This window comes from Streptomyces tibetensis (assembly GCF_040647715.1).
Classification (GTDB): Bacteria; Actinomycetota; Actinomycetes; order Streptomycetales; family Streptomycetaceae; genus Streptomyces; species Streptomyces tibetensis_A.
In genome coordinates this window covers 90,963-115,681 of record NZ_JBEZCR010000011.1, presented here as the reverse complement: position 1 = coordinate 115,681, position 24,719 = coordinate 90,963, and the positions used below count along the sequence as shown (strand labels likewise).

The 24,719-nt window shown below is 72.9% G+C and carries 25 protein-coding genes; 8 read left to right on the top strand and 17 right to left on the bottom strand.

Annotated features, from left to right (window positions below; all coding sequences use genetic code 11):
* The first annotated feature begins 88 nt into the window (after window positions 1–88).
* On the top strand, window positions 89–496 hold the full coding sequence (locus AB0B29_RS27760; protein WP_362244191.1) for a hypothetical protein: 408 nt from the start codon (window positions 89–91) through the stop codon (window positions 494–496).
* 81 nt (window positions 497–577) lie between these two features.
* On the opposite strand, the gene AB0B29_RS27755 is transcribed toward AB0B29_RS27760, so the two are convergent.
* From AB0B29_RS27755 to AB0B29_RS27745, 3 genes are all read right to left on the bottom strand, one after another.
* Window positions 578–1,237 (bottom strand): DUF5063 domain-containing protein, encoded by a 660-nt coding sequence (locus AB0B29_RS27755; protein WP_362244190.1) that lies wholly within the window; start codon window positions 1,235–1,237, stop codon window positions 578–580.
* Window positions 1,230–1,829, bottom strand: a complete 600-nt coding sequence (recR, locus tag AB0B29_RS27750; protein WP_003991835.1) for a recombination mediator RecR — start codon at window positions 1,827–1,829, stop codon at window positions 1,230–1,232. The genes AB0B29_RS27755 and recR overlap by 8 nt, the downstream gene beginning before the upstream one ends.
* A 94-nt stretch (window positions 1,830–1,923) precedes the next feature.
* Window positions 1,924–2,283 carry a YbaB/EbfC family nucleoid-associated protein gene (locus AB0B29_RS27745; RefSeq protein ID WP_344461247.1) on the bottom strand — a complete coding sequence of 120 codons (360 nt, stop codon included), beginning with the start codon at window positions 2,281–2,283 and terminating at the stop codon, window positions 1,924–1,926.
* A 275-nt stretch (window positions 2,284–2,558) separates the two neighbouring features.
* Between AB0B29_RS27745 and AB0B29_RS27740 the strand changes: the two genes are divergently transcribed.
* A complete protein-coding gene (locus tag AB0B29_RS27740; RefSeq protein WP_362244189.1) occupies window positions 2,559–3,317 on the top strand; it encodes an SLATT domain-containing protein in 759 nt (252 codons plus the stop codon).
* A gap of 82 nt (window positions 3,318–3,399) precedes the next feature.
* On the opposite strand, the gene AB0B29_RS27735 is transcribed toward AB0B29_RS27740, so the two are convergent.
* From AB0B29_RS27735 to AB0B29_RS27725, 3 genes are all read right to left on the bottom strand, one after another.
* Window positions 3,400–5,469, bottom strand: coding sequence for a serine/threonine-protein kinase (locus AB0B29_RS27735; protein WP_362244188.1), 2,070 nt, complete (start codon window positions 5,467–5,469; stop codon window positions 3,400–3,402).
* Between the two features lie 80 nt (window positions 5,470–5,549).
* On the bottom strand, window positions 5,550–6,008 hold the full coding sequence (locus AB0B29_RS27730; RefSeq protein ID WP_362244187.1) for a MarR family winged helix-turn-helix transcriptional regulator: 459 nt from the start codon (window positions 6,006–6,008) through the stop codon (window positions 5,550–5,552).
* Window positions 6,005–6,610: a DJ-1/PfpI family protein gene (locus tag AB0B29_RS27725; RefSeq protein ID WP_362244186.1), complete on the bottom strand. Its 606-nt coding sequence runs from the start codon at window positions 6,608–6,610 to the stop codon at window positions 6,005–6,007. The genes AB0B29_RS27730 and AB0B29_RS27725 overlap by 4 nt, the downstream gene beginning before the upstream one ends.
* A gap of 169 nt (window positions 6,611–6,779) precedes the next feature.
* On the opposite strand from AB0B29_RS27725, the gene AB0B29_RS27720 reads away from it, so the two are divergent.
* The 3 genes from AB0B29_RS27720 to AB0B29_RS27710 all read left to right on the top strand — a co-directional run bounded on the left by AB0B29_RS27720 (window position 6,780) and on the right by AB0B29_RS27710 (window position 9,863).
* The gene (locus AB0B29_RS27720; RefSeq protein ID WP_362244185.1) at window positions 6,780–8,135 is read left to right on the top strand and encodes an aspartate aminotransferase family protein; all 1,356 of its coding nucleotides are present in this window, start codon (window positions 6,780–6,782) and stop codon (window positions 8,133–8,135) included.
* A 255-nt stretch (window positions 8,136–8,390) separates the two neighbouring features.
* A complete protein-coding gene (locus AB0B29_RS27715; RefSeq protein ID WP_362244184.1) occupies window positions 8,391–9,092 on the top strand; it encodes a GntR family transcriptional regulator in 702 nt (233 codons plus the stop codon).
* Window positions 9,093–9,212: 120 nt separating this feature from the next.
* The gene (locus tag AB0B29_RS27710; RefSeq protein ID WP_362244358.1) at window positions 9,213–9,863 is read left to right on the top strand and encodes a hypothetical protein; all 651 of its coding nucleotides are present in this window, start codon (window positions 9,213–9,215) and stop codon (window positions 9,861–9,863) included.
* A 9-nt stretch (window positions 9,864–9,872) separates the two neighbouring features.
* Here the strand turns inward: AB0B29_RS27710 and AB0B29_RS27705 are convergent, their stop codons facing one another.
* Together AB0B29_RS27705 and AB0B29_RS27700 are read right to left on the bottom strand one after the other, a co-directional pair.
* Window positions 9,873–10,166: a hypothetical protein gene (locus tag AB0B29_RS27705; RefSeq protein ID WP_362244183.1), complete on the bottom strand. Its 294-nt coding sequence runs from the start codon at window positions 10,164–10,166 to the stop codon at window positions 9,873–9,875.
* A 139-nt stretch (window positions 10,167–10,305) separates the two neighbouring features.
* A complete protein-coding gene (locus AB0B29_RS27700) occupies window positions 10,306–11,589 on the bottom strand; it encodes an adenylosuccinate synthase (RefSeq protein WP_053670473.1) in 1,284 nt (427 codons plus the stop codon).
* 186 nt (window positions 11,590–11,775) lie between these two features.
* Here AB0B29_RS27700 and AB0B29_RS27695 point away from each other — a divergent pair, with 186 nt between their 5' ends.
* Entirely contained in the window at window positions 11,776–12,657 is an 882-nt protein-coding gene (locus tag AB0B29_RS27695; protein ID WP_362244182.1) for a diacylglycerol kinase family protein, read from the top strand.
* Between the two features lies 1 nt (window position 12,658).
* Here the strand turns inward: AB0B29_RS27695 and AB0B29_RS27690 are convergent, their stop codons facing one another.
* Window positions 12,659–13,168: a GbsR/MarR family transcriptional regulator gene (locus AB0B29_RS27690; protein ID WP_362244181.1), complete on the bottom strand. Its 510-nt coding sequence runs from the start codon at window positions 13,166–13,168 to the stop codon at window positions 12,659–12,661.
* 74 nt (window positions 13,169–13,242) lie between these two features.
* On the opposite strand from AB0B29_RS27690, the gene AB0B29_RS27685 reads away from it, so the two are divergent.
* Together AB0B29_RS27685 and AB0B29_RS27680 are read left to right on the top strand one after the other, a co-directional pair.
* On the top strand, window positions 13,243–14,175 hold the full coding sequence (locus AB0B29_RS27685) for an ABC transporter ATP-binding protein (RefSeq protein WP_362244180.1): 933 nt from the start codon (window positions 13,243–13,245) through the stop codon (window positions 14,173–14,175).
* The gene (locus AB0B29_RS27680; protein ID WP_362244179.1) at window positions 14,172–15,770 is read left to right on the top strand and encodes an ABC transporter permease; all 1,599 of its coding nucleotides are present in this window, start codon (window positions 14,172–14,174) and stop codon (window positions 15,768–15,770) included. Before AB0B29_RS27685 ends, AB0B29_RS27680 begins: the two co-directional genes overlap by 4 nt.
* Here the strand turns inward: AB0B29_RS27680 and AB0B29_RS27675 are convergent, their stop codons facing one another.
* The 8 genes from AB0B29_RS27675 to AB0B29_RS27640 all read right to left on the bottom strand — a co-directional run bounded on the left by AB0B29_RS27675 (window position 15,771) and on the right by AB0B29_RS27640 (window position 24,709).
* Window positions 15,771–16,991 (bottom strand): cytochrome P450, encoded by a 1,221-nt coding sequence (locus AB0B29_RS27675; RefSeq protein ID WP_362244178.1) that lies wholly within the window; start codon window positions 16,989–16,991, stop codon window positions 15,771–15,773.
* A 52-nt stretch (window positions 16,992–17,043) separates the two neighbouring features.
* A complete protein-coding gene (locus tag AB0B29_RS27670) occupies window positions 17,044–17,709 on the bottom strand; it encodes a response regulator transcription factor (protein WP_362244177.1) in 666 nt (221 codons plus the stop codon).
* Window positions 17,706–19,046 (bottom strand): sensor histidine kinase, encoded by a 1,341-nt coding sequence (locus tag AB0B29_RS27665; RefSeq protein ID WP_362244176.1) that lies wholly within the window; start codon window positions 19,044–19,046, stop codon window positions 17,706–17,708. The genes AB0B29_RS27670 and AB0B29_RS27665 overlap by 4 nt, the downstream gene beginning before the upstream one ends.
* Before the next feature lie 132 nt (window positions 19,047–19,178).
* Window positions 19,179–19,862, bottom strand: a complete 684-nt coding sequence (locus AB0B29_RS27660; protein ID WP_362244175.1) for a response regulator transcription factor — start codon at window positions 19,860–19,862, stop codon at window positions 19,179–19,181.
* Window positions 19,859–21,250 carry a sensor histidine kinase gene (locus AB0B29_RS27655; RefSeq protein WP_436845889.1) on the bottom strand — a complete coding sequence of 464 codons (1,392 nt, stop codon included), beginning with the start codon at window positions 21,248–21,250 and terminating at the stop codon, window positions 19,859–19,861. The genes AB0B29_RS27660 and AB0B29_RS27655 overlap by 4 nt, the downstream gene beginning before the upstream one ends.
* The gene (locus AB0B29_RS27650) at window positions 21,243–22,523 is read right to left on the bottom strand and encodes an acyltransferase family protein (RefSeq protein ID WP_362244173.1); all 1,281 of its coding nucleotides are present in this window, start codon (window positions 22,521–22,523) and stop codon (window positions 21,243–21,245) included. The genes AB0B29_RS27655 and AB0B29_RS27650 overlap by 8 nt, the downstream gene beginning before the upstream one ends.
* A complete protein-coding gene (locus tag AB0B29_RS27645) occupies window positions 22,516–23,532 on the bottom strand; it encodes an alpha/beta hydrolase (protein WP_362244357.1) in 1,017 nt (338 codons plus the stop codon). Before AB0B29_RS27645 ends, AB0B29_RS27650 begins: the two co-directional genes overlap by 8 nt.
* A 313-nt stretch (window positions 23,533–23,845) precedes the next feature.
* A complete protein-coding gene (locus AB0B29_RS27640) occupies window positions 23,846–24,709 on the bottom strand; it encodes an alpha/beta hydrolase (RefSeq protein WP_362244172.1) in 864 nt (287 codons plus the stop codon).
* Between the last annotated feature and the right edge of the window lie 10 nt (window positions 24,710–24,719).

Below are 24,719 nucleotides of genomic sequence, written 5' to 3'. Positions count from 1 at the left end.
TCCTTGGCCGCGCGCCCACCTCCGACGGTTACATCAGCGTGTGTACCACCACAGTCGCTACCGACCGTAGCCGAGCGGGCAGCAGAGTGTGGCCATGACGAACGCGATTCACCGCCCCGAGTGGGTTCCGGCGGCAGGTCATCAACTCCACGTGACGGGCGTGCACTTCGACGCGGTACGGGCCGAGGGCGTGCGGGGGGAGCTGGTCGCCGAGTGGCTGGTCGAGATGTCGGACGGGGACGCGGGGCCCATCGTGTGCGAGGCGAGCGGGCCGCGTTGGGTGTACTTCCTGCTCGCCCCCGGGGCGGTACGGAGGCGCGACTGGCCGCTCGGCGTGCAGCAGTTGGGCGGCCGGGACCCGCGTACGGTCTCGGTCACGTACATCGGGATCCCGGCCCTCGAGGGAAACACCTGGCCGCTCAGGTGGTACAGCGAGCCGACCCCGACCGCTCCCTACGTCGACGGGGAGGCCCTGGCCGCCGCCGTGGGCAGGTGAGGGGCAACTGGAGCGTGCGGGACCCGCCCGAGCCGAACCGGTCAGCCGATCCTGTCCCGAACGCTCCGAATCGAGAGGCGACTACGTGGCCGGGCGGATGCCCAGCGGGCCCGCGATCTCCTCCGCCATCACCCGGCCCGCCTCGATCTCCAGCGTGTCGTCGCCCATGCCCTGGTCCGTGTCCAGTCCGTCGAGTTCGGCGAGGGGCTGGTTGAGGCGGACGTGGGCGAGGACCGACTGCAGGGCCCTCAGGCTCGCCGAGGCGGTGGAGCCCCAGTTGGAGAAGTAGGAGAACTGCCACCACCACAGGGCCTCCGTGGTGCGGCCCGCCCGGTAGTGGGACATGCCGTGGCGCAGGTCCGTGATGACGTCCGTGAGGTCGTCGGAGATCCGGGCCGGCACCGGGGCCCTGCGCGGCTCGTAGGGGTCGAACACCTCGGAGTAGACGTCGATCGGGTCCAGCAGGCGGGCCAGGTTCTCGCGGAGTTCGTCGACGTCCGCCTCGGGGCCCGAATCGGGTTCGTAGCGCTCGTCGGGCACGATGTCCTCGTGCGCGCCGAGCCGGCCGCCGGCCAGCAGGAGCTGGGAGACCTCCAGGAGGAGGAAGGGCACGGCCGATTCCGGCTCGTCGCCCTTGGCGACCTCCGTGACGGCGACCAGGAAGCTCTCGATCTGGTCCGCGATCTGGACCGCGAAATCGTCCGGGTTCTGGTCGGTCGCGTGCAGCGTGGCGTCAGACATCTAGGAGTCGTCTCCCCTCGAAGGCGCGTCCGAGCGTGACCTCGTCCGCGTATTCCAGGTCCCCACCCACCGGGAGGCCGCTGGCCAGGCGGGTGACCTTCAGGCCCATGGGCTTGATCATGCGGGCGAGGTACGTCGCCGTCGCCTCGCCTTCGAGATTCGGGTCCGTGGCGAGGATCAGCTCGGTGACCGTGCCGTCGGCGAGCCGGGCCAGGAGCTCCCGGATGCGCAGGTCGTCGGGGCCCACCCCGTCGATCGGGCTGATCGCGCCGCCCAGGACGTGGTAGCGGCCCCGGAACTCCCGCGTGCGCTCGATCGCCACGACGTCCTTCGGCTCCTCGACCACGCAGATGACGGCCGGGTCGCGGCGGGTGTCGCGGCAGATGTTGCACAGCTCCTCCTGTGCGACGTTGCCGCAGGTCGCGCAGAAGCGGACCTTCGCCTTGACCTCCATCAGGGCCTGTGCGAGACGCCGTACGTCCGTCGGCTCGGCCTGCAGGATGTGGAAGGCGATCCGCTGGGCGCTCTTCGGACCGACGCCGGGCAGCCGCCCCAGCTCGTCGATCAGGTCCTGGACCACGCCTTCGTACAACGGACTGCCCTTCCTGGGTCTTCGGGGTCGGTGCGTACCGTCCCGTACGTACCGTAGTTGTCTGCCGCCTGTCCGAGGAAGGCGGTGCGCCGGGTCAGAACGGCAGGCCGGGGATGCCGCCGCCGCCGAGGCCCTGCGCGAGCGGGCCAAGCTTCTGCTGCTGGAGCGTCTGCGCGTTCTCGTTGGCCGCCTGGACGGCCGCCACGACCAGGTCGGCGAGGGTCTCGGCCGTCTCCTCGGCGGACGCGGCCTCCGGGTCCACGGCCTTCGGGTCGATCTTCAGGGCACGCAGTTCGCCGGCGCCGGTGACGGTGGCCGTCACCAGACCGCCGCCCGCCTGCCCGTCGACCTCCGTCTGCGCCAGTTCCTCCTGCGCCTGTGCCAGGTCCTGTTGCATCTTCTGGGCCTGCTGGAGCAACTGCTGCATATTGGGCTGGCCACCACCGGGGATCACGATCAGCTCCTTGCTCGGTACGGGTTTTCCCGTTCGGCACGAGCCTACGTGGTCGGGGCTGCCGTCGCCCCAGCACTCTTTCGAGTGAGTCCCCCTCGCGCCCTATACCTGATCAAGGAATACTTCCGGGCGGAAAAGAGGCGAAAGCTACGTCTTCGCCACCCATTGGGAGGTAGGAAGGGCGGGCGCGTTCCGGATGCGGGCTTTCGTCCATCGCGCAGCGTGATCGGTGGGTGAACCGTACGTGGTCATTCGTGGTCAGTGAGGAGTGCCGGGTGGGTCAGCCGGAGATGCAGCCCGAGGGGCCGCCTCAGGACGGGCGGGGCGAGCAGGCGGCGGCCGGGCTGCGGCCGGGCGATCTGACCGGGCGGGTCTTCCCGCTCGGGGACTGGGGCGAGCCGGCGGTCCGGCTGGACGAGCTGTACCGGTGGGTGGAGCGCGGGGCGCTGCGGACGGCGGCCTGGTATCTCGCCGACCGGGTGTGGAAGCGGCGGTGCGCGCGGGTGCTGCGCTGCGGGGCGGCCGCCGGGGCGGTGACCGGGGTCGCGCTGCCGTTGCTGGATCTGACCGGCGTCGCGGGCGGGATTGCGCCCTGGGGGTGTCTGGCGCTGTTGCTGGGGGCGGCGTGTGTGGCCGTCGACCGGTACTTCGGGGTGACGTCCGGGTGGATGCGGGACGTGGCCACCGCGCAGGCCGTGCAGCGACGACTGCAGGCGCTGCAGTTCGACTGGGCGGCGGAGAGCGTGCGGGAGGTGCTGGGGCCTGCGGAGGGGACGGCCGGGGAGGCCGCCGAGCGGTGTCTCGGGGTGCTGCGGAGATTCTCCGAGGACCTGACGGAGCTGGTCCGGGTGGAGACGGCGGACTGGATGGGGGAGTTCCGGTCGGGGTGTGCCGCGCCGGCGGGGTTGCAGGCGGCGGTGTTCCCGGCGCCGGGGCGCGGGTCCGAGGTGGGGGTGAACGGACGGTTCACGGTGCCGCCGCACGGGGGGACCCGCCCGAACATGCCCCGCCAGCGCCCGCCCGAGCCGAGGTGAGAGACACCACCTCGGGCCACTCCGTTCTTCGCCGGCCCCAAGGCGCCTGAGGCACGACGAGGCGGTGGCCGACGGGAGCTGGTCACCGCTTCGTGTACGCCAGCCGTTCCCCACTGCTCGTGTTCACGCGCTCCAGCGTGCCGCCGGGGAGGAGGGTCACCTCGGTGGCCGCCCCCGGGGTGCAGGCGCTGCGGGGCTGCCCGACCTCGACGGTGGTGGGGCCGATCTGCAACGTGCCGTCGGTGCCGGGTTCCGCGGTCAACCGCCCCTCGAAGACGCAGTGGTAGGTGCCGCCGCCCTTGGTCGGGCCGTCGGCCACGAGGGACAGGACCGTGTCGCCCGGTTCGCCCTGCCGGAGGGTGAGCGAACGGCTGTGCTCGCCGTCGGCGTTGTCGATGGTCGTGGTCCAGGTGCCGAGGTACCCGGCCGGGATCGTGCCGTCGGCCGGGGAGGGTGAGGTGTCCGGCTGCGAGGTCGTCGGGGACGGGCCCGGGGTGGTCGGGGCCGGGCCGGTGCTCTGCGTGCCGCCGCGGCCGTCGTCGGCCCGGTCGTCGCCGCCCTGCATCAGCGCGTACACCGACCCGCCCGCGGCGAGCGCGACGACCAGGGCGATCACGACGAGCAGCGCGGTGGAACGGCCGTCCCCCCGCGACGGCTGTGGCTGCGGGGGGCCGTACGGCGGGGTCGTGCCGTAGGGCGGCGGGCCGTACGGCGGGGTGGAGCCGAGGCCGCCGTAGGCGGGGTGCGGCGCGGGAACGCCCGGGGCGCCGGGCTGGGGGTGCTGCTGGGGGGAGCCGTACGCCGGATACGGGGGCGTCTGCGGCTGGGGCTGCGGGTGGGGCGGGGCGCCCGGACCGGGGCCCGGCAGGTGGTGAGGTGCCGGGGGCGCGCTCTGCCCGGCGGCCATGGTGGGCAGGTGGTTCACCGACGGCCCGTCGCCCTGCGGGCCCGGCAGCCCCGGCAGGCCAGGCGGCGGCGGGCCTGGGGTCGCCGCAGGGGCCGCCGCCGGGGCCGGGGGCAGCGCCGGGCGCGGTGCCGATTCGTCGGCAGCGGCGGCGTGTTCGGGGGCGGGGCCGGGGCCGAACCTGTCCGCGGGGGCAGGGCCCGGCTGCTGTGCGCCGTCACGGTGCGGCTGCGGGCCGGCGGGGGCCGGGTGTGTCCGCGCTGCGGAGCCGTCGGTGTCGCTGCCGCGCGTCCCCGCGGCGGCGGGCCGGGCCTGCCCTGCTTCCCCCTCCGGGTCCTCCGTGTCCAGCAACCGCACCGCATGCCGCCCGAGTTGGGCCACCAGTGCGCTCGGCAGCCACGGGTCGAGGGCACGACCGTCGGAGACGGTGTCGTCCGCGCCCGTGCGCTGCAGGACGCGGTCGAGGGAGGGCCGGGCAGCGGGGTCCTTGCGCAGGCAGTCCCGGACGAGGTCGGCGATGCCCTCGGGGACGCCCTCCAGGTCCGGCTCCTCCTGGGCGATGCGGAACATCAGGGCGTGCACGCCGCTGTTGGCGGTGCCGAACGGCAGGGCGCCGGTGGCGGCGTAGGCGAGGACCGAGCCGAGGCAGAAGACGTCGCACGCCGGGGTGATGCGGTCGCCCCGCACCTGCTCGGGTGCCATGAAACCGGGCGACCCGACGAGCGCGCCGGTGCGGGTGAGCCCGCCGTCCGTCACGGTCTCCAGGGCGCGTGCGATGCCGAAGTCGATGACGCGCGGGCCGTCGATGGTGACCAGCACGTTGGACGGCTTGAGGTCGCGGTGGACGATGCCGGCCGCGTGGATGTCCTTGAGCGCGTGCGCGAGTCCGGCCGCGAGGATGCGGACCGTCCGCTCGGGCAGGGCACCGTGGTCGTGCCCGACGACCTGCTGGAGACTCGGCCCGGCGACGTACCCGGTGGCGACCCACGGCACGGCCGCCTCGGTGTCGGCGTCCAGCACCGGCGCCGTCCAGTACCCGCCGACCCTGCGCGCGGCCTGCACCTCCTGCCGGAACCGCTCCCGGAACTCCTCCTGCGCGGCGAGCTCCTCACGGACCAGCTTCACGGCGACCGTACGGCCCCGCTCGGAGCGGGCCAGGTACACCTGCCCCATGCCCCCCGCACCGAGCCGCGCCAGCAGCCGGTACGAACCGATGTGCTGCGGATCCCCGGGCCCCAGCTTCTCCATCGCTCAGCCGCCTTTCCCCCCATACGCGAGCAACAGCCCGAGAATAGTGCGGGGCGGGGGCCAGGTGACCTGGACGCCGTCTACGGTTCCGTAACAGGCGGACCCACCTGGTCCAGCACCTTCGACAGCCGTTCCAGCATCCGCACCGCTTCCGCCAGCTCCGCCTCCCCGAACGCCTCGGCCAGCCGGTCGGCGAACGCCGCGTGCCCGGGGTCGATCCGGGCGATCGCCGCACGCCCCTCGGCCGTCGGTGTGAGGAGCTTGGCGCGGCGGTGCGCCGGGTTCGGCCGGTACTCGGCGAGGCCCTTGTCGACGAGCAGGTCGGCGATGCGCTGGACGCTCTGCCGTGTGATGCCCATGGCGCGGGCGATGCCGGAGACGGGCAGCGGCTCCCCGAGGACCGCGCCGAGCACCTGCCACCAGGCGGCGGTGAGCCCCGCGGGCCGGGCCAGTTCCTCCGCGACGGCGAGGAACTGGCCGTTGAGCCGGAACACCCCGAGGGCGCTGTCGCTGAGCAGTTCCTGGTGCTCCCGGCTCACAGCGCGCCGGCCTTCTCCAGCACCCCGTAGGCCGCCGCGTCGGAGTCGTGGAACAGCCGGTACCAGGCCTCCAGCACCTCCCCCTCGTGGACCCCGAGCAGCCGGAGGACCTCCCGGGCGAAGGCGACGGGTTCGGTCGGGCCGGCGGTGACCAGGCCGGCGTCGGTGACGGCGTCGGTGTCGACGTAGCGCCCGCCGCCCGCGTAGCCGGTCGCGGCCAGGTAGAAGGAGACGGCGCTGGTGTGGTCACGGTCGTCGAGCAGGCCCTCGCGGGCGAGTCCGGCGGTGGCGCCGCAGATCGCGGCGACCGGGACGCCCGCGTCGAGGAAGGCCCGGGCGGTGCGGGCGAAGGGGGCGAGGTCGTCCGAGGTGTCCCAGAGGTCGGCGCCCGGGAGGATCAGCAGCGCGCTGTCCTCGGGGCGCAGGCCGGCGAGCGCCAGGTCGGGCTGGATGCGCAGTCCGCCGATGCTCCGCACCGGGGCGGTGGACGGGCCGACGGTGCGGATCTCGTGGCCGGCGCGGGCGAGGTGGGCGGTGGCGTGGCCGGTCTCCCAGTCGGCGAGGGTGTCGTAGACGGCGAGATGGACGGGCTTGCGGCTCATGGCTCCTCCTCGGCTTCCCTGCATTGACAACATACTGTCCAATACGCAGCATGTTGTCAATAGCTCCCCCGCGTGCCGCCTTCCCGTCGACAACCTGTCGCGGAAACTCCCAGACCTCACACACGACGCCGATTTCCCGCCCCGGCCCCCCATGCCTACGCTCGCCCGCATGACCCCTCAGCCGAACCCCGAAGCCGGTGCCGCCGTCAAGGCCGCCGACCGTGACCACGTGTTCCACTCCTGGTCCGCGCAGGAGCTCATCGACCCGCTCGCCGTCGCCGGTGCCGAGGGGTCGTACTTCTGGGACTACGACGGCCGCCGCTACCTCGACTTCTCCAGCGGGCTCGTCTACACGAACATCGGCTACCAGCACCCGAAGGTCGTCGCCGCGATCCAGGAGCAGGCGGCCAGGATGACGACCTTCGCGCCCGCCTTCGCGATCGAGGCGCGCTCGGAGGCGGCCCGGCTGATCGCCGAGCGGACCCCGGGCGACCTGGACAAGATCTTCTTCACCAACGGCGGCGCCGACGCCGTCGAGCACGCGATCCGGATGGCCCGGCTGCACACCGGCCGCCCGAAGGTGCTCTCGGCGTACCGCTCGTACCACGGCGGCACCCAGCAGGCCGTGAACATCACCGGCGACCCGCGCCGCTGGGCCTCCGACAGCGGCACGGCCGGGGTCGTGCACTTCTGGGCGCCCTACCTCTACCGCTCCCGCTTCTACGCGGAGACCGAGGAGCAGGAGTGCGCCCGGGCGCTGGAGCACCTGGAGACGACGATCCGCTTCGAGGGGCCCTCGACGATCGCCGCGATCATCCTGGAGACCATCCCCGGCACGGCCGGGATCATGGTCCCGCCGCCCGGCTACCTGGCCGGGGTGCGCGAGCTGTGCGACACGTACGGGATCGTCTTCGTCCTGGACGAGGTCATGGCCGGCTTCGGGCGGACCGGTGAGTGGTTCGCGGCCGACCTGTTCGACGTCACCCCCGACCTGCTGACCTTCGCCAAGGGCGTGAACAGCGGTTATGTTCCGCTGGGCGGTGTCGCGATCTCCGGGGCGATAGCGCAGACGTTCGGGAAGCGGCCCTACCCCGGCGGCCTGACGTACTCCGGGCACCCGCTGGCCTGCGCGGCCGCGGTGGCGACGATCAACGTCATGGCGGAGGAGGGCGTCGTCGAGAACGCGGCCCGGCTGGGCGCCGAGGTCGTCGGGCCGGAGCTGCGGGCGCTCGCCGAGCGGCACCCGAGCGTCGGCGAGGTGCGCGGCACGGGCATGTTCTGGGCGCTGGAGCTGGTGCGCGACCGTGAGACGCGGGAGCCGCTGGTGCCGTACAACGCGGCCGGTGAGGCGAACGCCCCCATGGCCGCGTTCGCCGCCGCCGCGAAGAAGGGCGGGCTGTGGCCCTTCGTGAACATGAACCGGACGCACGTCGTGCCGCCCTGCAACATCGGCGAGGCCGAGCTCAAGGAAGGCCTGTCGGCGCTGGACGCGGCGCTCTCGGTGGCGGACGAGCACACCCGTTAGGCACCGGCCACCCACCGGTGGGCCCACCCCGGGCTCTTACCGGTGGTCCCGCCCGGGCCACCCGACACAGGCACCGGCACCGGCACCGGCACCGGCACCGGCACCGGCCGGTGGGCCCGGGCACTCGCGGTAAACAGCTGTAAACCCGTCAGTAACCGACATCCTTGCGCCTCATTCGAACGCGTAAGGTGGCGTGCTCGTAGACATACATATACGCGCACGCCACCCGAACGCGACGAGGGAGACGCCCTGACCATGCCCGCCAGCTCCGGCAACGGCGCCGTGACGCGCAGCACCCTGCGACAGCAGATCGCCGACGCGCTTCGTGACGAGGTGCTGGCCGGGCGGCTCCAGCCGGGGCAGGAGTTCACGGTCAAGGAGATCGCCGAGCAGTACGGGGTGTCCGCGACGCCGGTGCGCGAGGCGCTCGTCGACCTCTCCGCGCAGGGGCTCCTCGACGCCGACCAGCACCGCGGCTTCCGGGTCCACGAGTACTCGGTCGACGACTTCCGCGGCATGATCGAGGCCCGCGGGCTGGTCATCGAGGGCATGTTCCTCGCACTCACCGAGGGGCGCCCGAACGCGGTGCACCCCGACGATCCCCGGTCCGCCGCCGTCGTCGCCGGGGTCCGCCGGCGCGGCGAGGAGGCGCAGCGGGCCGCCGCGGCCGGTGATCTCAGCGTCCTGATCGGTTACGACCTGCGCTTCTGGCGCGAGCTCGGCGCCTGCTTCGGCAACCCCTACCTCGCCGACTTCCTCAACCGGCTGCGCGTGCAGACCTGGGTGTGCGCGGTGCAGCACCTGCGCCGGCTCACCGATCTGCGCGGCGAGCTGTGGGCCGGTCACACCCAGCTGGTCGACGCCCTGATCGACCGCGACAACGACGCCGCCCGGGCGATCATCGCCGCGTACAACACGCACTCGCTCACCCTGATCGAGCGGCTCGCCGCCGGATGACCCGCGTCGCCGCTGTCCGTATGGGTATGGGACATGCACGGCGGGAGCCGTGACCGCGGTGCACCGCTACCCTTCTTGACCATCGTTTACCCGACGACCGCGCTGAGCGAGGAGCCTTCTTTGGCCTGTGACCTGTGGTTGGTACCGCTCGTCGACGTGTTGTGCCACACGCCGGACAATCCCTTCGCCGAGGAACTCGCGCAATACAACAAGGTGCTAGCCGAGGCCGGCCTGCCGCCGGTGCCGGTGTACCAGTACATGCCGGGCCTGTCCGGCGACGTCGCCCCGGTCGCGGGCTTCGACTACGACGCGCTGCACTTCCTGCGCCGTGCCTACCTGCTCCAGGTGTGCGGCCTGCCGGTGACGCCCGTGGACGAGCTGGGCGGTGACTACGAGCAGTTGCTGGAGATGTTCGAGTCGACGGCCCAGCAGTCGCACCTGGTCTGGCACTACGACCACGCGGGCGCCTACGTCCCGGTCGACTTCCCCGGCCCGCTCGCCGACGACGATCTCCTCGCCGGCGGCGGTCCGCTGGGCTCCTCGCACGCCCTGCTGCGGGAGCTGGAGGTGGTCGCCCCGGCCATCGGGATCGACCCGGCCAACCCGCCGGCGGCACCCCAGCCGCCGCTCGCCCCGACGGAACTGGAGGAACCCGCCGTTCCCGCCCCGTACGATCCGAGCCCGTTCGCCCGCGAGCGGCACGTCTGGCTCGGACTGCACGCGGCGGTCACCCGCAGCCTGGCCCAGGGGTCGATGATCGTCTTCAGCTGAGCCGTGCGCTCAGCGCCCCAGCTGGGACAGGCCCCTGTGGAGGTCCTCGACGTTCATCACGGGCGTGTAGGTGATCTCCGCGCCGAGGTTGAGGAAGAAGGGCTCGCTGAGTACCGGCATCTGCGCGCTGTCCTCCATGTCGAAGACCATGAAGGCCGTGCGCCTGCCGTTGTCCGAGGTGAAGTAGGCCGCCTCGGGCTTGATCAGCTCCAGCGACTCCTGGATCAGCTTCCCCAGGGTGCCGTTGCGGATGGCCTCGTTGGCCTTCTCGGTGTCCATGCGGGCCTTGAGCAGTACGCGCATCGCACTCACCTTCTTCTGTGTCGACGCACGCAGGATGTGGTGCTGTCAGGCTATGCCCGTTCGCGGCGCACCGCCCTGCGGGAGGAAGAACACCGGCCGCCCCCCGGGCAGGGGGGGCGGCCGGCGGACGCGGAGCGGGTCAGAGGAACGAGTTGATCTCGATCGTCTCGTCCCGGCCCGGGCCCACGCCGATCGCGGAGATCGGGGCGCCGGACATCTCCTCCAGCGCCTTCACGTACGCCTGGGCGTTCTTCGGCAGGTCGCTGAAGGACTTGGCCTTGGAGATGTCCTCGCTCCAGCCCGGCAGCATCTCGTAGACCGGCTTCGCGTGGTGGAAGTCGGTCTGGGAGTACGGGAGCTCCTCGACGCGCTTGCCGTCGATCTCGTACGCCACGCAGACCGGGATCTGCTCCCAGCCCGTGAGGACGTCGAGCTTGGTGAGGAAGAAGTCGGTCAGGCCGTTCACGCGGGTCGCGTAGCGGGCGATGACCGCGTCGAACCAGCCGCAGCGGCGGTCACGGCCGGTGGTGACACCGCGCTCCCCGCCGATCCGGCGCAGCGCCTCGCCGTCCTCGTCGAACAGCTCCGTCGGGAACGGACCGGCGCCGACGCGGGTCGTGTACGCCTTGAGGATGCCGATCACGCGGCTGATCTTCGTCGGACCCACGCCGGCACCGGTGCAGGCGCCGCCCGCGGTCGGGTTCGACGAGGTGACGAAGGGGTACGTGCCGTGGTCGATGTCCAGCAGCGTGCCCTGGCCGCCCTCGAACAGGACGACCTTGTCGTCCTCCAGCGCCTGGTTGAGGACCAGGACGGTGTCGGAGACGTACGGGGCGAGCTTGTCGGCGTAGCCCAGCAGCTCCTCGACCACCTGGTCCACGGCGATCGCGCGCCGGTTGTAGAGCTTGGTGAGGACCTGGTTCTTGACGTCGAGGGCCGCCTCGACCTTCTGCGTGAGGATCGACTCGTCGTAGAGGTCCTGTACGCGGATGCCGACACGGTTGATCTTGTCGGCGTAGGTCGGGCCGATGCCGCGCCCGGTGGTGCCGATCTTCCGCTTGCCGAGGAACCGCTCGGTCACCTTGTCCACCGTCACGTTGTACGGCGTGATGATGTGCGCGTTTCCGCTGAGGAGGAGCTTGGACGTGTCGACGCCACGCTCGTTCAGACCGCTCAGCTCGGAGAGCAGGACCGACGGGTCGACGACGACGCCGTTACCGATGACCGGCGTGCAGCCGGGAGACAGGATTCCGGAAGGGAGGAGGTGCAGTGCGTACTTCTGGTCACCCACGACCACCGTGTGGCCGGCGTTGTTGCCGCCCTGGTAGCGCACCACATAATCCACGGAGCCACCGAGAAGGTCGGTGGCCTTTCCCTTGCCTTCGTCACCCCACTGAGCACCGAGCAGCACAAGTGCGGGCACGCGCGTACACCCCTTCCGGGCGGGGCATGTCCATGGTCGAGGGCGAACGCGGAGAACATGCAGCCGCGTACACCGCGACCGCCGTTGGCCGCCAACCGTCGGACCGGATGCCCCGGAATAGACGAAGCCCCTGGCGCAATAGCGCAAGGGGCTCTTGCACAAAGATGCTACCCGAGGAAGCGAGGCATGGCCGAGGTGGCGACTTCCGCGACGTCCGAGCAGCTGCTGGTGGTGGTCGACCCGGTCGCCCGTAGGTCGGACGGCGAGTCCGTCCGGATCGCGAAAGACGTGCTCGGAGCGGGTGCGGGCATGAAGCTGTGTCTGCCGGACGGCCCGGAGGAGTTCGCCCGGGCGCTGGCCCGGCGGGGCTCGCGGCGGCCGGTGGTGGTGGGCGACGACCGGACCCTGATCCGCGCGGTGGCGCTGCTGCACCGCCACCGGGAGCTGGCCGGATGCCCGCTGTCGGTGGTGCCGGTCGGGGGCGCGCTGTCCCTGTCCCGGTCGCTGGGGATACCCACGGGGACGGTGGCGGCGGCGCGGGCGGTGCTCGACGGCGTCGAACGGCGCATGGACCTGATGGTCGACGACAGCGACGGGGTGGTGCTCGGCGCGCTGCGCATACCGCCGCTGCGGCCCGCCCCGGCCGGGGCGTTCCCCGAGACCGCGCCGGACCCGGACGACGTGCCGGGCCGCCCGTGGCTGCGGACCTGCCAGTCCCTGGTCCGGACGCTGGTTCCGGCGGGCCGCCCGTCCCGGCTCGCCGCCGCGCCCGAGCCGGGCCCGTCCCGGCTGCGGGTCGAGGTGGACGGGGAGACCCTCGTCGATCTGGACCAGCCGGTGGAGGCGGTGTCGGTGGCACCGGCCGCGGCCGGGGTCGCGTCGGTGGAGGTCAGACCGGTGTCGGTGGGGGCGGAGGCCACACCGCTGCTGGCACGGGGCCGGACGGTGACGGTGTCCGGGGCGCACTTCCGCTACCGCGCGGACACGGTGGTGTCGGGTCCGGTGCGGACCCGGACCTGGGTGGTGCGGGAGGGCGCTTGGGGGCTGACGGTGCCGGCGGGGCTTTGAGTCAGCCCTGAGGGCCGCCCCGCCCGAACGTCTTCTCCCGGTGTGCCCGCCAGCGCTCCATCAGTGCGGCGAGTTCGCCCTCGATGAACTCGAAGAACGCCAGCGTCTCGCTCATGCGGCGGCCGGCCGGGGTGTCGGCGCCGAGGCTGGTGACGCCTTCCCGCAGGGATGCCTCCCAGCGCTTCAGCACGTTCTCGCGGTTGGTCAGGGCCTCGTACCACTGGTCGCCGTGCACCCGGTAGCGCTCCCGGCGCGAGCCCGGTTCCCGCTCGCGCGAGACCATGTGCGTCTGGGCCAGGTAGCGCACCGCCCCGGACACCGCCGCCGGACTGATCCGCAGCTGCTCCCCCAGCTCGGCGGAGGTCATCGAGCCCTCGTCGCAGGACAGGAGCGCCGCGAAGACACGGGCCGGCATGCGCGTCATGCCCGCCTCGACGAGCTGCGCCGCGAAGGACTCCACGAATCTCGACACGGCCTCCGGGTCCCGGCCGCTTCCGGCTGACTCGTTCATGGGACTCATCCTAGGCGTGCTTCACACGATTCCTTAACTTCACAAGTTTCTGAAACAAGCGTACGTTCTGAAGCATGACGAAGGCCATCACCGTCTCCGGACTGCACAAGTCCTTCGGGCGGACGCATGCTCTCGACGGACTCGACCTGGAGGTCGCCGCAGGCGAGGTCCACGGTTTCCTCGGCCCCAACGGCGCCGGGAAGTCCACCACCATCCGGGTCCTGCTCGGCCTGCTGCGCGCCGACTCGGGCGCCGCGCAGGTGCTCGGCCGCGACCCGTGGGCGGACGCGGTGGAGGTGCACCGCCGGATCGCCTACGTCCCCGGGGACGTGACGCTGTGGCGCAACCTGTCCGGCGGCGAGGTCATCGACCTCTACGGCCGGCTGCGCGGGGGGCTCGACGCGAGGCGACGTGCGGAGCTGGTCGAGCGCTTCGAACTCGACCCCACCAAGAAGGGCCGCACGTACTCCAAGGGCAACCGGCAGAAGGTCGCCCTGGTCGCCGCGTTCGCCTCGGACGTGGACCTGCTGATCCTGGACGAACCGACCTCGGGCCTGGACCCGCTGATGGAGGAGGTCTTCCAGTCCTGCGTCGAGGAGGAGCGCGACCGGGGCCGCACCGTCCTGCTCTCCTCCCACATCCTCAGCGAGGTCGAGGAGCTGTGCGACCGGGTGAGCATCATCCGCAAGGGCCGTACCGTCGAGACCGGTTCGCTCGCCGACCTGCGGCATCTGACCCGGACCAGTGTCGTCGCCGAACTCGCGGGCCCGCCGAACGGGCTCGCCGCCCTGCCCGGCGTCCACGACCTCGACGTCCGGGGCCACCGCGTCCGGCTCCAGGTCGACACCGACCGGCTGGACGGCGTCCTGCGGTCACTGACCGAGTCGGGCGTACGGTCGCTGACGTCGACGCCGCCCACGCTGGAGGAGCTGTTCCTGCGGCACTACCAGGACGAAGCAGCCGAAGCAGCCGAAGCCGCCGGGACGGACCGGGCGGCGGTCCGATGACGGCCTTCACGGTAGGGCCGGGCCGTTCACGTCACCTGGCCGGCACCGGCACGCTGCTGCGCTTCGCCCTGCGCCGCGACCGGCTGATGGTCCCGGTGTGGATCGCGGTGACCGCGCTCATGGTCCTCTCCATGCCCGGCACCCTGGAGGGCCTGTACCGCACTCCGGCGGAACGCGCCGACCTGATCCGGCAGATGGAGACCAACTCCTCGCTGCGCGCGATGGTCGGTCCGGTCTTCGGCGACTCCCTGGGCGCCCTGACGGCCTGGCGCGTCGGTGTCTACGCCGGTGCCCTGGCGGCCGTGATGAGCCTGCTGGTCGTCGTACGGCACACCCGGGACGAGGAGGAGAGCGGCCGTCAGGAGCTGGTGGCGTCCGGAGCGGTGGGCCGTCGGGCCTCCCTGACGGCGGCCCTGCTGGCCGCGGCGGTCGCGAACGCGGTCCTGGCGCTGCTGGTGACGGCCGGGCTGGCCGGGCAGGGCACGACCGGCGCCCTGGCCCTCGGGCTCGGGGTCGCCGCCGTCGGGATGGTCGTCGCCACGTTGGCCGCGATCGTCGCGCAGCTGACGGAGAGCGCGCGTCTGGCCCGCGGCCTGACGGCGGCGGTGCTCGGAGCCGCCTTCGTCCTGCGCGCGGCGGGCGACTCGGGAACCGACGACGGCTCGTCGGTCCTGACCTGGCTGTCACCGCTGGGCTGGCTGGAGAACCTGCGGCCTTACGCCGGCGAACGCTGGTGGGTGCTCGCGCTCTTCGCCGGGGCGGTGGCCCTCCAGGGCGGGGCCGCTTATGTCCTGGCCGGGCGCCGGGACCTCGGCATGAGCTTCCTGCCGACCCGGCCGGGCCCGGCGTCCGGCCGCCTGGGCACCGCGGGCGCCCTGGCCTGGCGGCTGCAGCGGGGCGGGGTGCTGGGCTGGAGCATCGGATTCTTCCTGGCCGGCGTCGTCTACGGCGGTATGACCGAGGGCGCGGCGGAGCTGGTCGGCGACAACGAGGGCGCGCGGCGGATCATCGAGCGAATGGGCGGACAGTCCGGCCTGACGGACGCCTTCCTGGCCTCCATGATCGGCATGCTCGGCCTGGTCGCGACGCTGTTCATCGTCTCCTCTGTGCTGCGCCTGCACGGCGAGGAGACCTCCGGCCGGGCGGAACCGGTGCTGGCGAACGCGGTGGGGCGGCTGCGGTGGGCCGCCGGGCATCTGATGATCGCCTTCGGCGGAGCCGCCCTGATCATGCTGCTGGCCGGGCTGGGCTTCGCCGTCGGCTACGGCAGGCAGACCGGCCCCGTCCTGGGGGCGTGCCTGGCGCAGCTTCCGGCGGTGTGGGTGGTCGGCGGGGTGGCGGTGCTGCTGCACGGAGCCCTGCCCCGGGCGGCCATGGCGGCATGGGGGGTCGCCGGGGCCGTGCTCCTGATCGGCTGGGTCGGGCCCGCGCTGGACGTACCGCAGGTCGTGCTGGACGTCTCACCGTTCGGGCACCTGCCGAAGCTGCCGGGCGGCTCGATGGAGTGGGGGCCGGCGCTGACCCTGACCGGCGTGGCGGTGGTGCTGGTGGCCGCGGGGCTGACGGCCTTGCGGCGGCGGGACATGACCGCCTGATCACCCCACCTCCACGGTCAGCCCCTCCAGACCCCTGATCACGAAGTTCGGCTTGCGCACCGGCTCCGCCGCGAGCCTCAGCGTCGGCGCCCTCTCCAGCAGCGCCCCCATCGACGCCGCCAGTTCGATACGGGCCAGCGGTGCACCGATGCAGTAGTGGATACCGGCGCTGAAGGAGATGTGGGGGTTGTCGGTGCGGGTGAGGTCGAGGGCGGACGGGTTCCGGAACACCGCCGGGTCGTGGTTCGCGGAGCCGAACAGCATCGCGATCTCCGCGCCCCGGGGAATCACGGTGCCGTCGATCTCGATCTCGTCCAGGACCCAGCGTTCGAAGAGCTGGAGCGGGGTGTCGTAGCGCATCAGCTCCTCGATCGCGGACGGGATCAGCGTGTGGTCCGCGCGCAGCAGCTCCAGCTGAGCCTCGTTGCGGAACAGCGCGTACCAGCCGTTGACCGTGGCGTTCACCGTGGCCTCGTGACCGGCGTTGAGCAGCAGGACGCAGGTGGAGATCATCTCCTGCTCGGTGAGGCGGTCGCCCTCGTCGTGGGCCTCGATCAGACCGGAGACGAGGTCGTCGCCGGGCTCCTTGCGGCGCGCCGCGATCAGCTCGCGCAGGTAGTCGGAGAACTCGACGGACGCTCGGACCGCCCTGGCCGCGGTGTCCTCGGACGGGTTCAGCTCGTACATCCCGCAGATGTCCGCCGACCAGGGGCGCAGCGGGCCCCGGTCGGACTCCGGGATGCCGAGCATCTCGGCGATCACCGCGACGGGAAGGGGCTCGGCGACGTCCTTCAGCAGATCGCCGCCGCCCGCCGCGACCAGCCCGGACACCAGGTCGTCGGCCAGGCCCCGCACGTAGGGCTTCAGCCGCTCCACCGTGCGCGGCGTGAACGCCTTCGACACCAGGCGGCGGATCCGGGTGTGGTCCGGCGGCTCCAGGTCGAGCATCCCGTGGTCGTTCAGCGTGTGGAACGGCTCGTGCTCCGGCGGGGGCGCCGTGCGGCCGAACTCCTCGTGCGTGAAACGGTGCTGGTAGGTCCGCCCGAGGCGCCGGTCGCGCAGCAGGGCCGAGACGTCCGCGTGGTGCGGGACGAGCCACTGGTCCGTGGGCTCGAAGTACCGCACGCGGCCCTGGGCACGCAGGTCGGCGTAGGCGGGGTACGGGTCGGCGAGGAACGCCGGGTCCCACGGGTCGAACCCGAGGTCGGAAACAGCTGCCATGAACGGACGCTAGCCCGGCACCCCCCACTCTGACCAGGGGCGGCGCCCCCTCTCACCCCGGGGTCACCAGCCGCGCCTCGTAGGCGAACACCGCCGCCTGCGTCCGGTCCCTCAGGCCCAGCTTCACCAGGATCCGGCTGACGTGCGTCTTGATCGTCGACTCGGCGACCACCAGTCGCTCCGCGATCTCCGAGTTCGACAGCCCCTGCGCGATGAGCACCAGCACCTCCGTCTCCCGGTCGGTGAGATCCCCGTAGGCCGCCTGTGCGGAGGGCATCAGGGGCGGCTTCTCGGCGAGCTTGGAGAACTCGGTGATCAGCCGCCTGGTCACCGACGGCGCCAGCAGCGCCTCCCCCGAGGCCACCACACGCACCCCGTCGGCGAGCTGGCGGGCCGAGGCGTCCTTGAGGAGGAAGCCGGAGGCTCCCGCGCGCAGCGCCTGGTACACGTACTCGTCGAGGTCGAAGGTGGTGAGCACCAGCACCTTGGCCGCGCCGTCGGCGGCGACGATCTCGCGGGTCGCCTCGATGCCGTTCAGCTCGGGCATCCGGATGTCCATCAGCACCACGTCCGGGGCGAGCTCGCGGACCTTGGCGACGGCCTCCCGGCCGTTCACCGCCTCGCCGACGACCTCGATGTCCGGCATCGCGTTCAGCAGGACCGAAAATCCCTCGCGCACCATCATCTGGTCGTCCGCGATCAGCACCCGGATGGTCATGAGCCACCCGCGTCCGGCAGGGCGACCGGCAGGAACACCGCCACCTCGTAGCCTCCCTCGTCCGTACGGCCCGCCGTCATCTCGCCGTCCAGCATCGACACCCGCTCCCGCATGCCCGTGATGCCGTGCCCCGCGCCGGGCGAGGGCTTGATCAGGCCCGGGTTCGGCGGCGGGCCGTTGACGATGCGCAGCCCCAGGCCGCCGAGCACGTACCCGATCTCCACCCGGGCGGTCGCACCCGGCGCGTGCCGCAAGGAGTTGCTCAGCGCCTCCTGCACGATCCGGTACGCCGACAGTTCCACGCCCTGGGGCAGCTCGCGCACCGCACCGGTCACCACCTTGTCGACGCCCAGCCCGGCCTCCCGCACATTGGCCAGCAGCCCCTCCAGGTCGGCGAGCGTCGGCTGCGGGGCGTCCGGGGCCTCGTAGTCCTCGGCGCGGACCACGCCCAGCACACGGCGCAGCTCGGTGAGGGCCGCCACCGCGTTCTCCCGGATCGTGGCGAAGGCCTTCTCCAGCTCCGGCGGCGGGTTGTCCACCCGGTAGGGCGCGGCCTCCGCCTGGATGGCGACCACCGACATGTGGTGCGCGACCACGTCGTGCAGCTCGCGGGCGATCGTCGTGCGCTCCTCCAGCAGGGTGCGGCGGGAGCGCTCGTGCGCGGTGACCGTCTGCTGGGCGGTGACTTCCTGCTCCGCGTGGCGGCGGATGTGCCAGACGGTGACGCTCAGCAGGATCAGCGCCGAGAGGATCAGCATGCCGCCGGAGTTGCTGCCGTACATGGAGTTCGGGCCGATGCCGCTGTCCGCGACGATGGCGTACAGCGCCGTCAGCACCCACATCCACCCGGCCGTGCGCGGCCTGGTGCGTATCGCCACCACCGTCAGCACGGTCAGGTGGCTGACGAAGCTGCCGGCCGCCCACGGCCATTCGAACCAGCGGCTGCCGAGCACGGCCACGACCGGGGTGGACACCATGGACGCCCAGAACGCCCCCACCGGCCGCACCATGGTCAGCAGCACCGGAACCGCGCAGAACAGGCCCATCAGCGCGGCGGGCCCGCCGGAGTCGACGGTGGCGAACGCCACGGAGATCAGGGCCGCCGCGACGATCAGGGCGTGCGGCAGCCAGGCCACGTACTCCCGCAGCCGCCCCGGGAGCCGCCGGGCGAACCGCCCGTCCGCGCGCCGGCCCGGCAGCGGGCGGTAGGCGAAGGCGTCGTGGATGAGGTCCTGTCGCAGTCCGCGCAGGGAGTCCACCGCCACCCGGTACTCGGGGCTGCGCCGCATCGCCCCGTCCCCCGGTGGCGTGGTCTGTACGTGAGTCGTCTCGGTCACGTACAGAACGGTAAGCGCGCCCCCGGGTCCCGGTCGTCCCCAGTGAGAGGGGTTCCACAGGGTCCCTCTCAGGTACTACGGGGGTCCGCGGCGCCGCCTCTCAGGTACGACGGGGACCCGCAGCGCCGCCCCTCAGTACCCCGACGGCCGCACCAGCCCCGACTCGTACGCGAACACCGCCGCCTGGGTGCGGTCCCTGAGGCCCAGCTTCACCAGGATCCTGCCGACGTGGGTCTTCACGGTCTGCTCGGCCACGAACAAGTGCCGGGCGATCTCCGCGTTCGACAGGCCCTGCGCGATCAGCGAGAGCACCTCCGTCTCCCGCTCGGTCAGATCGCCGACGCGTTCCTTCAGCGGGGCCCGGGGCTTGCCGTCGAGCCGGGAGAACTCGGCGATCAGCTTGCGGGTGATGACCGGGGCGAGCAGCGCCTCCCCCGCCGCGACCACGCGGACCGCCTCGGCGAGCTGCTCGGACGACGCGTCCTTCAGCAGGAACCCGGAGGCTCCGGCACGCAGCGCGTCGTACACGTACTCGTCGAGGTCGAAGGTGGTGAGCACGAGCACCCTGATGTCCGGGTCGGCGGCGATGATGCGCTTGGTCGCCTCGATGCCGCCGATGCCGGGCATGCGGATGTCCATCAGGACGACGTCCGGGGCGAGTTCCTCGGCCAGGGCGACGCCGCCCTCGCCGTTCTTCGCGTCGCCGACGACCTCCATGTCGGGCTGGACGCCGAGCAGCACGGTGAAGCCCTGCCGGACCATCGCCTGGTCGTCGACGATCAGAACCCGGATGGGTTCGCCGGTACCGCTCGTCATGAGGTCCTTCTCCGGGGGGTGGTGGGTGGTTGGGTGCCCGCGGTGTCGACGGGCGGGGTGTCGCCGGGCGGGGTGTCCGGGAGGAAGGCCGTGACCTTGAAGCCGTCCCAGTGCCACGGGTGGGCCGTCATCGTGCCGCCGAGCATCGCGACCCGCTCCCGCATGCCGAGCAGGCCGTGTCCCGCGCCGGTCGACGGCGGGGGCGGCCCGGTGGGGCGGCCGTTGACGATCTCCACCTCCAGGCCGTCCGGCTCGTACGTGAGACGAACCGTGATCCTCGCGCCGGGCGCGTGCCGCAGGGCGTTGCTCAGCGCCTCCTGCACGATTCTGTACGCCGACAGCTCCACGCCGGGCGGCAGCGGGCGCCGCTCGCCCCGGATGTCGGTGACGACCTCGCGGCCCACGGCCCGGGTGTTCTCCACCAGCGCGTCGAGCCGGTCGAGCGTGGGCTGCGGGGCATGCGGTGTGCTCTCGTCACCCGCGTCGGCGAACGGCTCCCCCGGCCCGGGGTGCTCCGAGCGCAGCACGCCCAGCACGCGGCGCAGTTCGGTCAGGGCCTCCAGGGCGTTCTGCCGGATGCCCGCGAGGTTCTCCCTGAGCTCGTCGGGCGGGTTCTCCACGAGGTGCGGGGCGACCTGCGCCTGGATGGAGATGACCGACATGTGGTGGGCGACCACGTCGTGCAGCTCCCGCGCGATGCGGCTGCGCTCCTCCAGCAGGGTGCGCCGGGTGCGCTCCTCGGCGGTGAGGGTGGTCTGCTCGACGAGCTGCGCACGGGCCTCCCGCCGGCCGCGCAGGGCGGTGCCGACTATCACGACGACGGTGAACAGGCAGACGGCGAGCACACTCGTGGTGTCGTAGGGCTCTTCGGCCCCCAGGCCCTCGAAGACGTAGGTGAAGAGCCAGGTCACCGCCAGGGCCGCCACCGCCGCGCGGGTCGGCACGCGCAGGGCGAGCAGCAGGAGCACGAGCATCCCGGCGATGATCCCGGCCGCGGTCCAGGGCCAGGTGTAGGTCTCCAGGTCGAAGCCCATCCGCGTGCGCACCGTGAGGGCGCCCAGGGCGAACAGCCCCAGGGACAGCCACCAGGCCGGCACCGGCCGCCACAGCCCCAGCACCACGGCACCGCCCTGCCCGCCCCCGATCAGCAGAGCGAGACCGGTACCGAGATGCCCGTTGTCCGCCATGTCGCCCGTGCCGCCGAACGCGACGCCGAAGGCGACCAGGCACACCAGGCCGTGCGGCAGCCAGCGCAGCCAGGTGGAGGGCGGCAGCGGATCGGCCCGGACGGTCCACAGGTCCGCGCGCACGCCCCGCAGCCATCCCTTGACGCGCGCTCGCGGCGCGCGGCCCACCCCCGTGTCCGTCACGCGGCCCAGCCTAGACACGACGGGCCTCCGTCGCCGCGCCCCGGTCGGACGGACGGTGTGCCCGCACCACCCGCGACCGGCGGACCCGGCCGCCGCCGCTCAGCTCCTTGCCGCCGCTCGGCCCATCTCCGCCGCTCAGCCCATCTCCGCCGCTGAGCCGCTCGCCACCGCCCTCGAAGGAGCGGAAGGCGGCCCGGCAGACCGCGAGGGCCAGCACGAACACGGGCAGCCACAGCAGCCGGTCCCCCAGCCAGGCCGGGCCGTCGGGCCGTGTGTGCAGTCCGGGCAGCCGGCCCGCGAGGAGGCCCGTGGCGGTCGTCGCCATCAGGGCCGTCTGGTGCCAGAGGAAGACGGTCATCGCCGTCAGGTTGACGAACGCCACCGCCGCCCACGCCACGGGCCGGCGCATCGCGTGCCGCAGCCGCTCGCGCAGCAGCAGGGCGCCACCGCACTGGGCCAGGCCGAACGTGACGACGGCCAGGGTCGGCGGATACAGGTTGGAGACGCCCTGGCCCGGGACGCCGACCATCGAGGCCGGATACCCCGCCCACGCGACGAGTCCCGCGGTCGCCGCCGCACCCCCGACGAGCAGGACCCAGCCCGCGCGGCGGCGCTCCAGCTCGCCCCGGGTCCAGGCCGCACCCAAGGCGTAGGGCACCGCCCAGCCGGCCGCCACGTTCACCCAGCCGAGCCAGGCGGGGCCGCCGAGGCCGAAGCGCAACAGGTCCACGTGCAGCACGACGGCCAGCGGCCAGAGCGGGTTGAGCCGGGCGAGCAGCGGGGTGGCAGCCGTCAGGCCGGCGAACACCACCAGGAACCACAGGGGGGACAGGGCCAGTTTCACCAGCGTGCGGACCGTGCCGAACTCGGTGCCCGACAGCAGCAGCGCGACGGCGGCGACCGTCCACAGGGTGAGGAGGGCGGCGACCGGCTTGAACAGCCGGGACAGCCGGGCCGTCAGCCACTGGCGGTACGGGACTCCACGGGCCTGCGCCGAGGCATGGCCACGGGTGGCGACATGGCCGCCGACCAGGAAGAACACGGCGAGCGGTTGCAGCATCCACGAGACGGGGGTCAGCCACGGCATGTGCTGCAGCGGGCTCGCCGTGCGCAGGGTGCGGCCGTCGGACACCAGGGCCGTGACGAGCCAGTGCCCGAGGACGACACCGAGGACGGCGGCGGCCCGCAGGGCGTCCACGGCCCGGTCGCGGCCGGGCGGGGTGGCCGCGCCGACGCGGTCGGTGCCCCGGCGCACTCGCTGCCGGATCGCGCTCACGCCGATGTCAGTCATGGGTCACCGCCTTGGTCTCGCCCAGAACGATCCGGGCCAGGTTGGTCAGGGAGGTCGAGCCGGGGCTGAAGTACGTGCTGTGGCCGACGCCGCCCGCCGCGAACACCCGGGCGCCGAAGGCCGGGCTGACGGGGTCGGTGCCGAAGCCGACGCTGGTGCCGAACAGGTCCACGCTGAGGTGCGGTACGTGCTGCACCCAGTCGTCACCGCCCCGGGCCGCCCAGACACGGGCCCGGGTGTGCAGGCCGGCGACGGAGTCCGCGCCGGTGCCGGGGCTGCCGACGAGCGCGATGTCGTCGACGGCGAGCCCGGCGGCGGAACGGCCGCAGACGACCGAGCCGTACGAGTGGCACAGCAGCGAGATACGAGGTCGGGGGCCCGCGATGGCCCGCAGGTCGGCGACGAGCGCCCGCAGGTGCGGGGCCGCCTGCTCCGCCCTGCCGGTCGTGGTGACCGTCGTGCTGACCGTGCCGGGCGTCTCGTAGCCCAGCCAGGCGACGACCGCGGTGCGGGTGCCCGCCGGGGCCTGCCGGGCGAGCTGCCGGTGCAGGGCGGCTGCCGTCGCGCGGAACCGGCCGTAGGTGTCGAGGCTCGTGTCGGAGCCGGGGACCAGGACGGCGACGCGGTCGGCCCGGGCGAGGTCGCCGAGGACCTCCGTCACCCGACCGGGACCGCGGCCGTCGAAGTGCAGCAAGTGCCGTTCGGGTGAGGCCAGATGACGGTCCGTCGCGGCGCGGTCCCGGTCGTGGTGGGCCGCCGCCATGCGGGCCGCCTCGGCGGCGTTGGCCCGGTTGGCCGCGTAGGCCCCGCCGAGCGTCGACGCACGCAGGGGGGCGAGCAGGGCGGGGGCCGGGGCGGGAGTCTGCGGCCGTACGGCCGCAGAGAGGGGGAGCACCACCGCACCCGTGACGAGCGCGGCAAGCGTGGCCCGGCACCATCGGCCGACACCCCGCCATCGGCCGATGTGGGGCCAACGGCCGACGCTGAGCCCACCGCCGACGCGGCGCATGCCCTCACCACCGCTGTCGGCGCGGCGCATGCCGTCACCACCGCCGCCGGCGCGGCGCAAGCCGTCGCCACAGCCGTCGGCACGGCGGTACTTCGGTGCGGGCCCCATGGTCGTCCCCCTCCAGCGCACCCGGCCATCGGGTCTGCATGGAAGGGAAGTTACGGAGCGGGAGACCTCGACCGCGTCCCGCCCGGGAACTCACCTGCGGCGTAGCTCTCAGGTACTACGGGTACGACCGGGGCCCGCTCCTACGGGTCCTGCCGCTCACCGCTCACTACTCACCGCCCACCACTCACCGCCCACCGCCCACCGCTCACCAGGCCAGCTGCGCGATCTCCTCCACGACGACCGCGCACGCGTCCGCCGCCGGGTCGATCAGCGGGAAGTGCCCCACGTCCTCCAGCAGCGTCACCCCCACCATCTCCCCGGCCTTCGCCGCCGCTTCCGCGTACGACTCGGCGACCGCATGCGGCACGTCCAGATCCGCACGGCCCTGAACGAGGGTGGTGGCGATCCCGGTGGGCAGCAGCAGCGCCGGGTCGGCGTACGGCTGCCGCTCGGCGAAGTGCTCGTCCCCGCCCAGGAGTTGGCGGGCGGCACCGCCGCACACGTCCAGCTTGTCGGCGATCGCGAGGTCCGCGATCGGGGCGAGGGCGACGACGCCGCGCAGCGACACCGGACTGCCGCTGCGCCAGGGCGAGTCGGCCGGCAGGACGTGTCGGGCGGCACCCCACAGGGCGAGATGCCCGCCCGCCGAGTGGCCGGTGAGGACCGTACGGCGTGGGTCGGCCTGCGGCAGCACCTCCCGCACCAGCGCGGGAAGGGCGTCCAGCGCTGCCGCGACGTCGTCGAAGGTGTCGGGCCAGCGGCCCGCGACGGAGTCGCCGTCGCCACCGCGCCGGTACTCGACGCTGGCCACGGCGAACCCGCGGTGGGCGAGGAAGTCCGCGAAGGGGCTGATGTGACGCCGGTCGTACGGCGCCCGCCAGGCACCTCCGTGCAGCACGACCACGACCGGGGCCGGCCCCGGGCCGCCCGCCCGGCGCGGCGCGAAGAAGTCGATCATCTGGTCGGGGTGGTCACCGTAGGCCGCGGTGGCGTCGGGGTCGACGGGCGCGTGGGAGAAGGCCGATTCCTCCTCGGCAGCGGCCCGTGCTGCTGCGACGTCGTCCGTCATGCTCCAACCT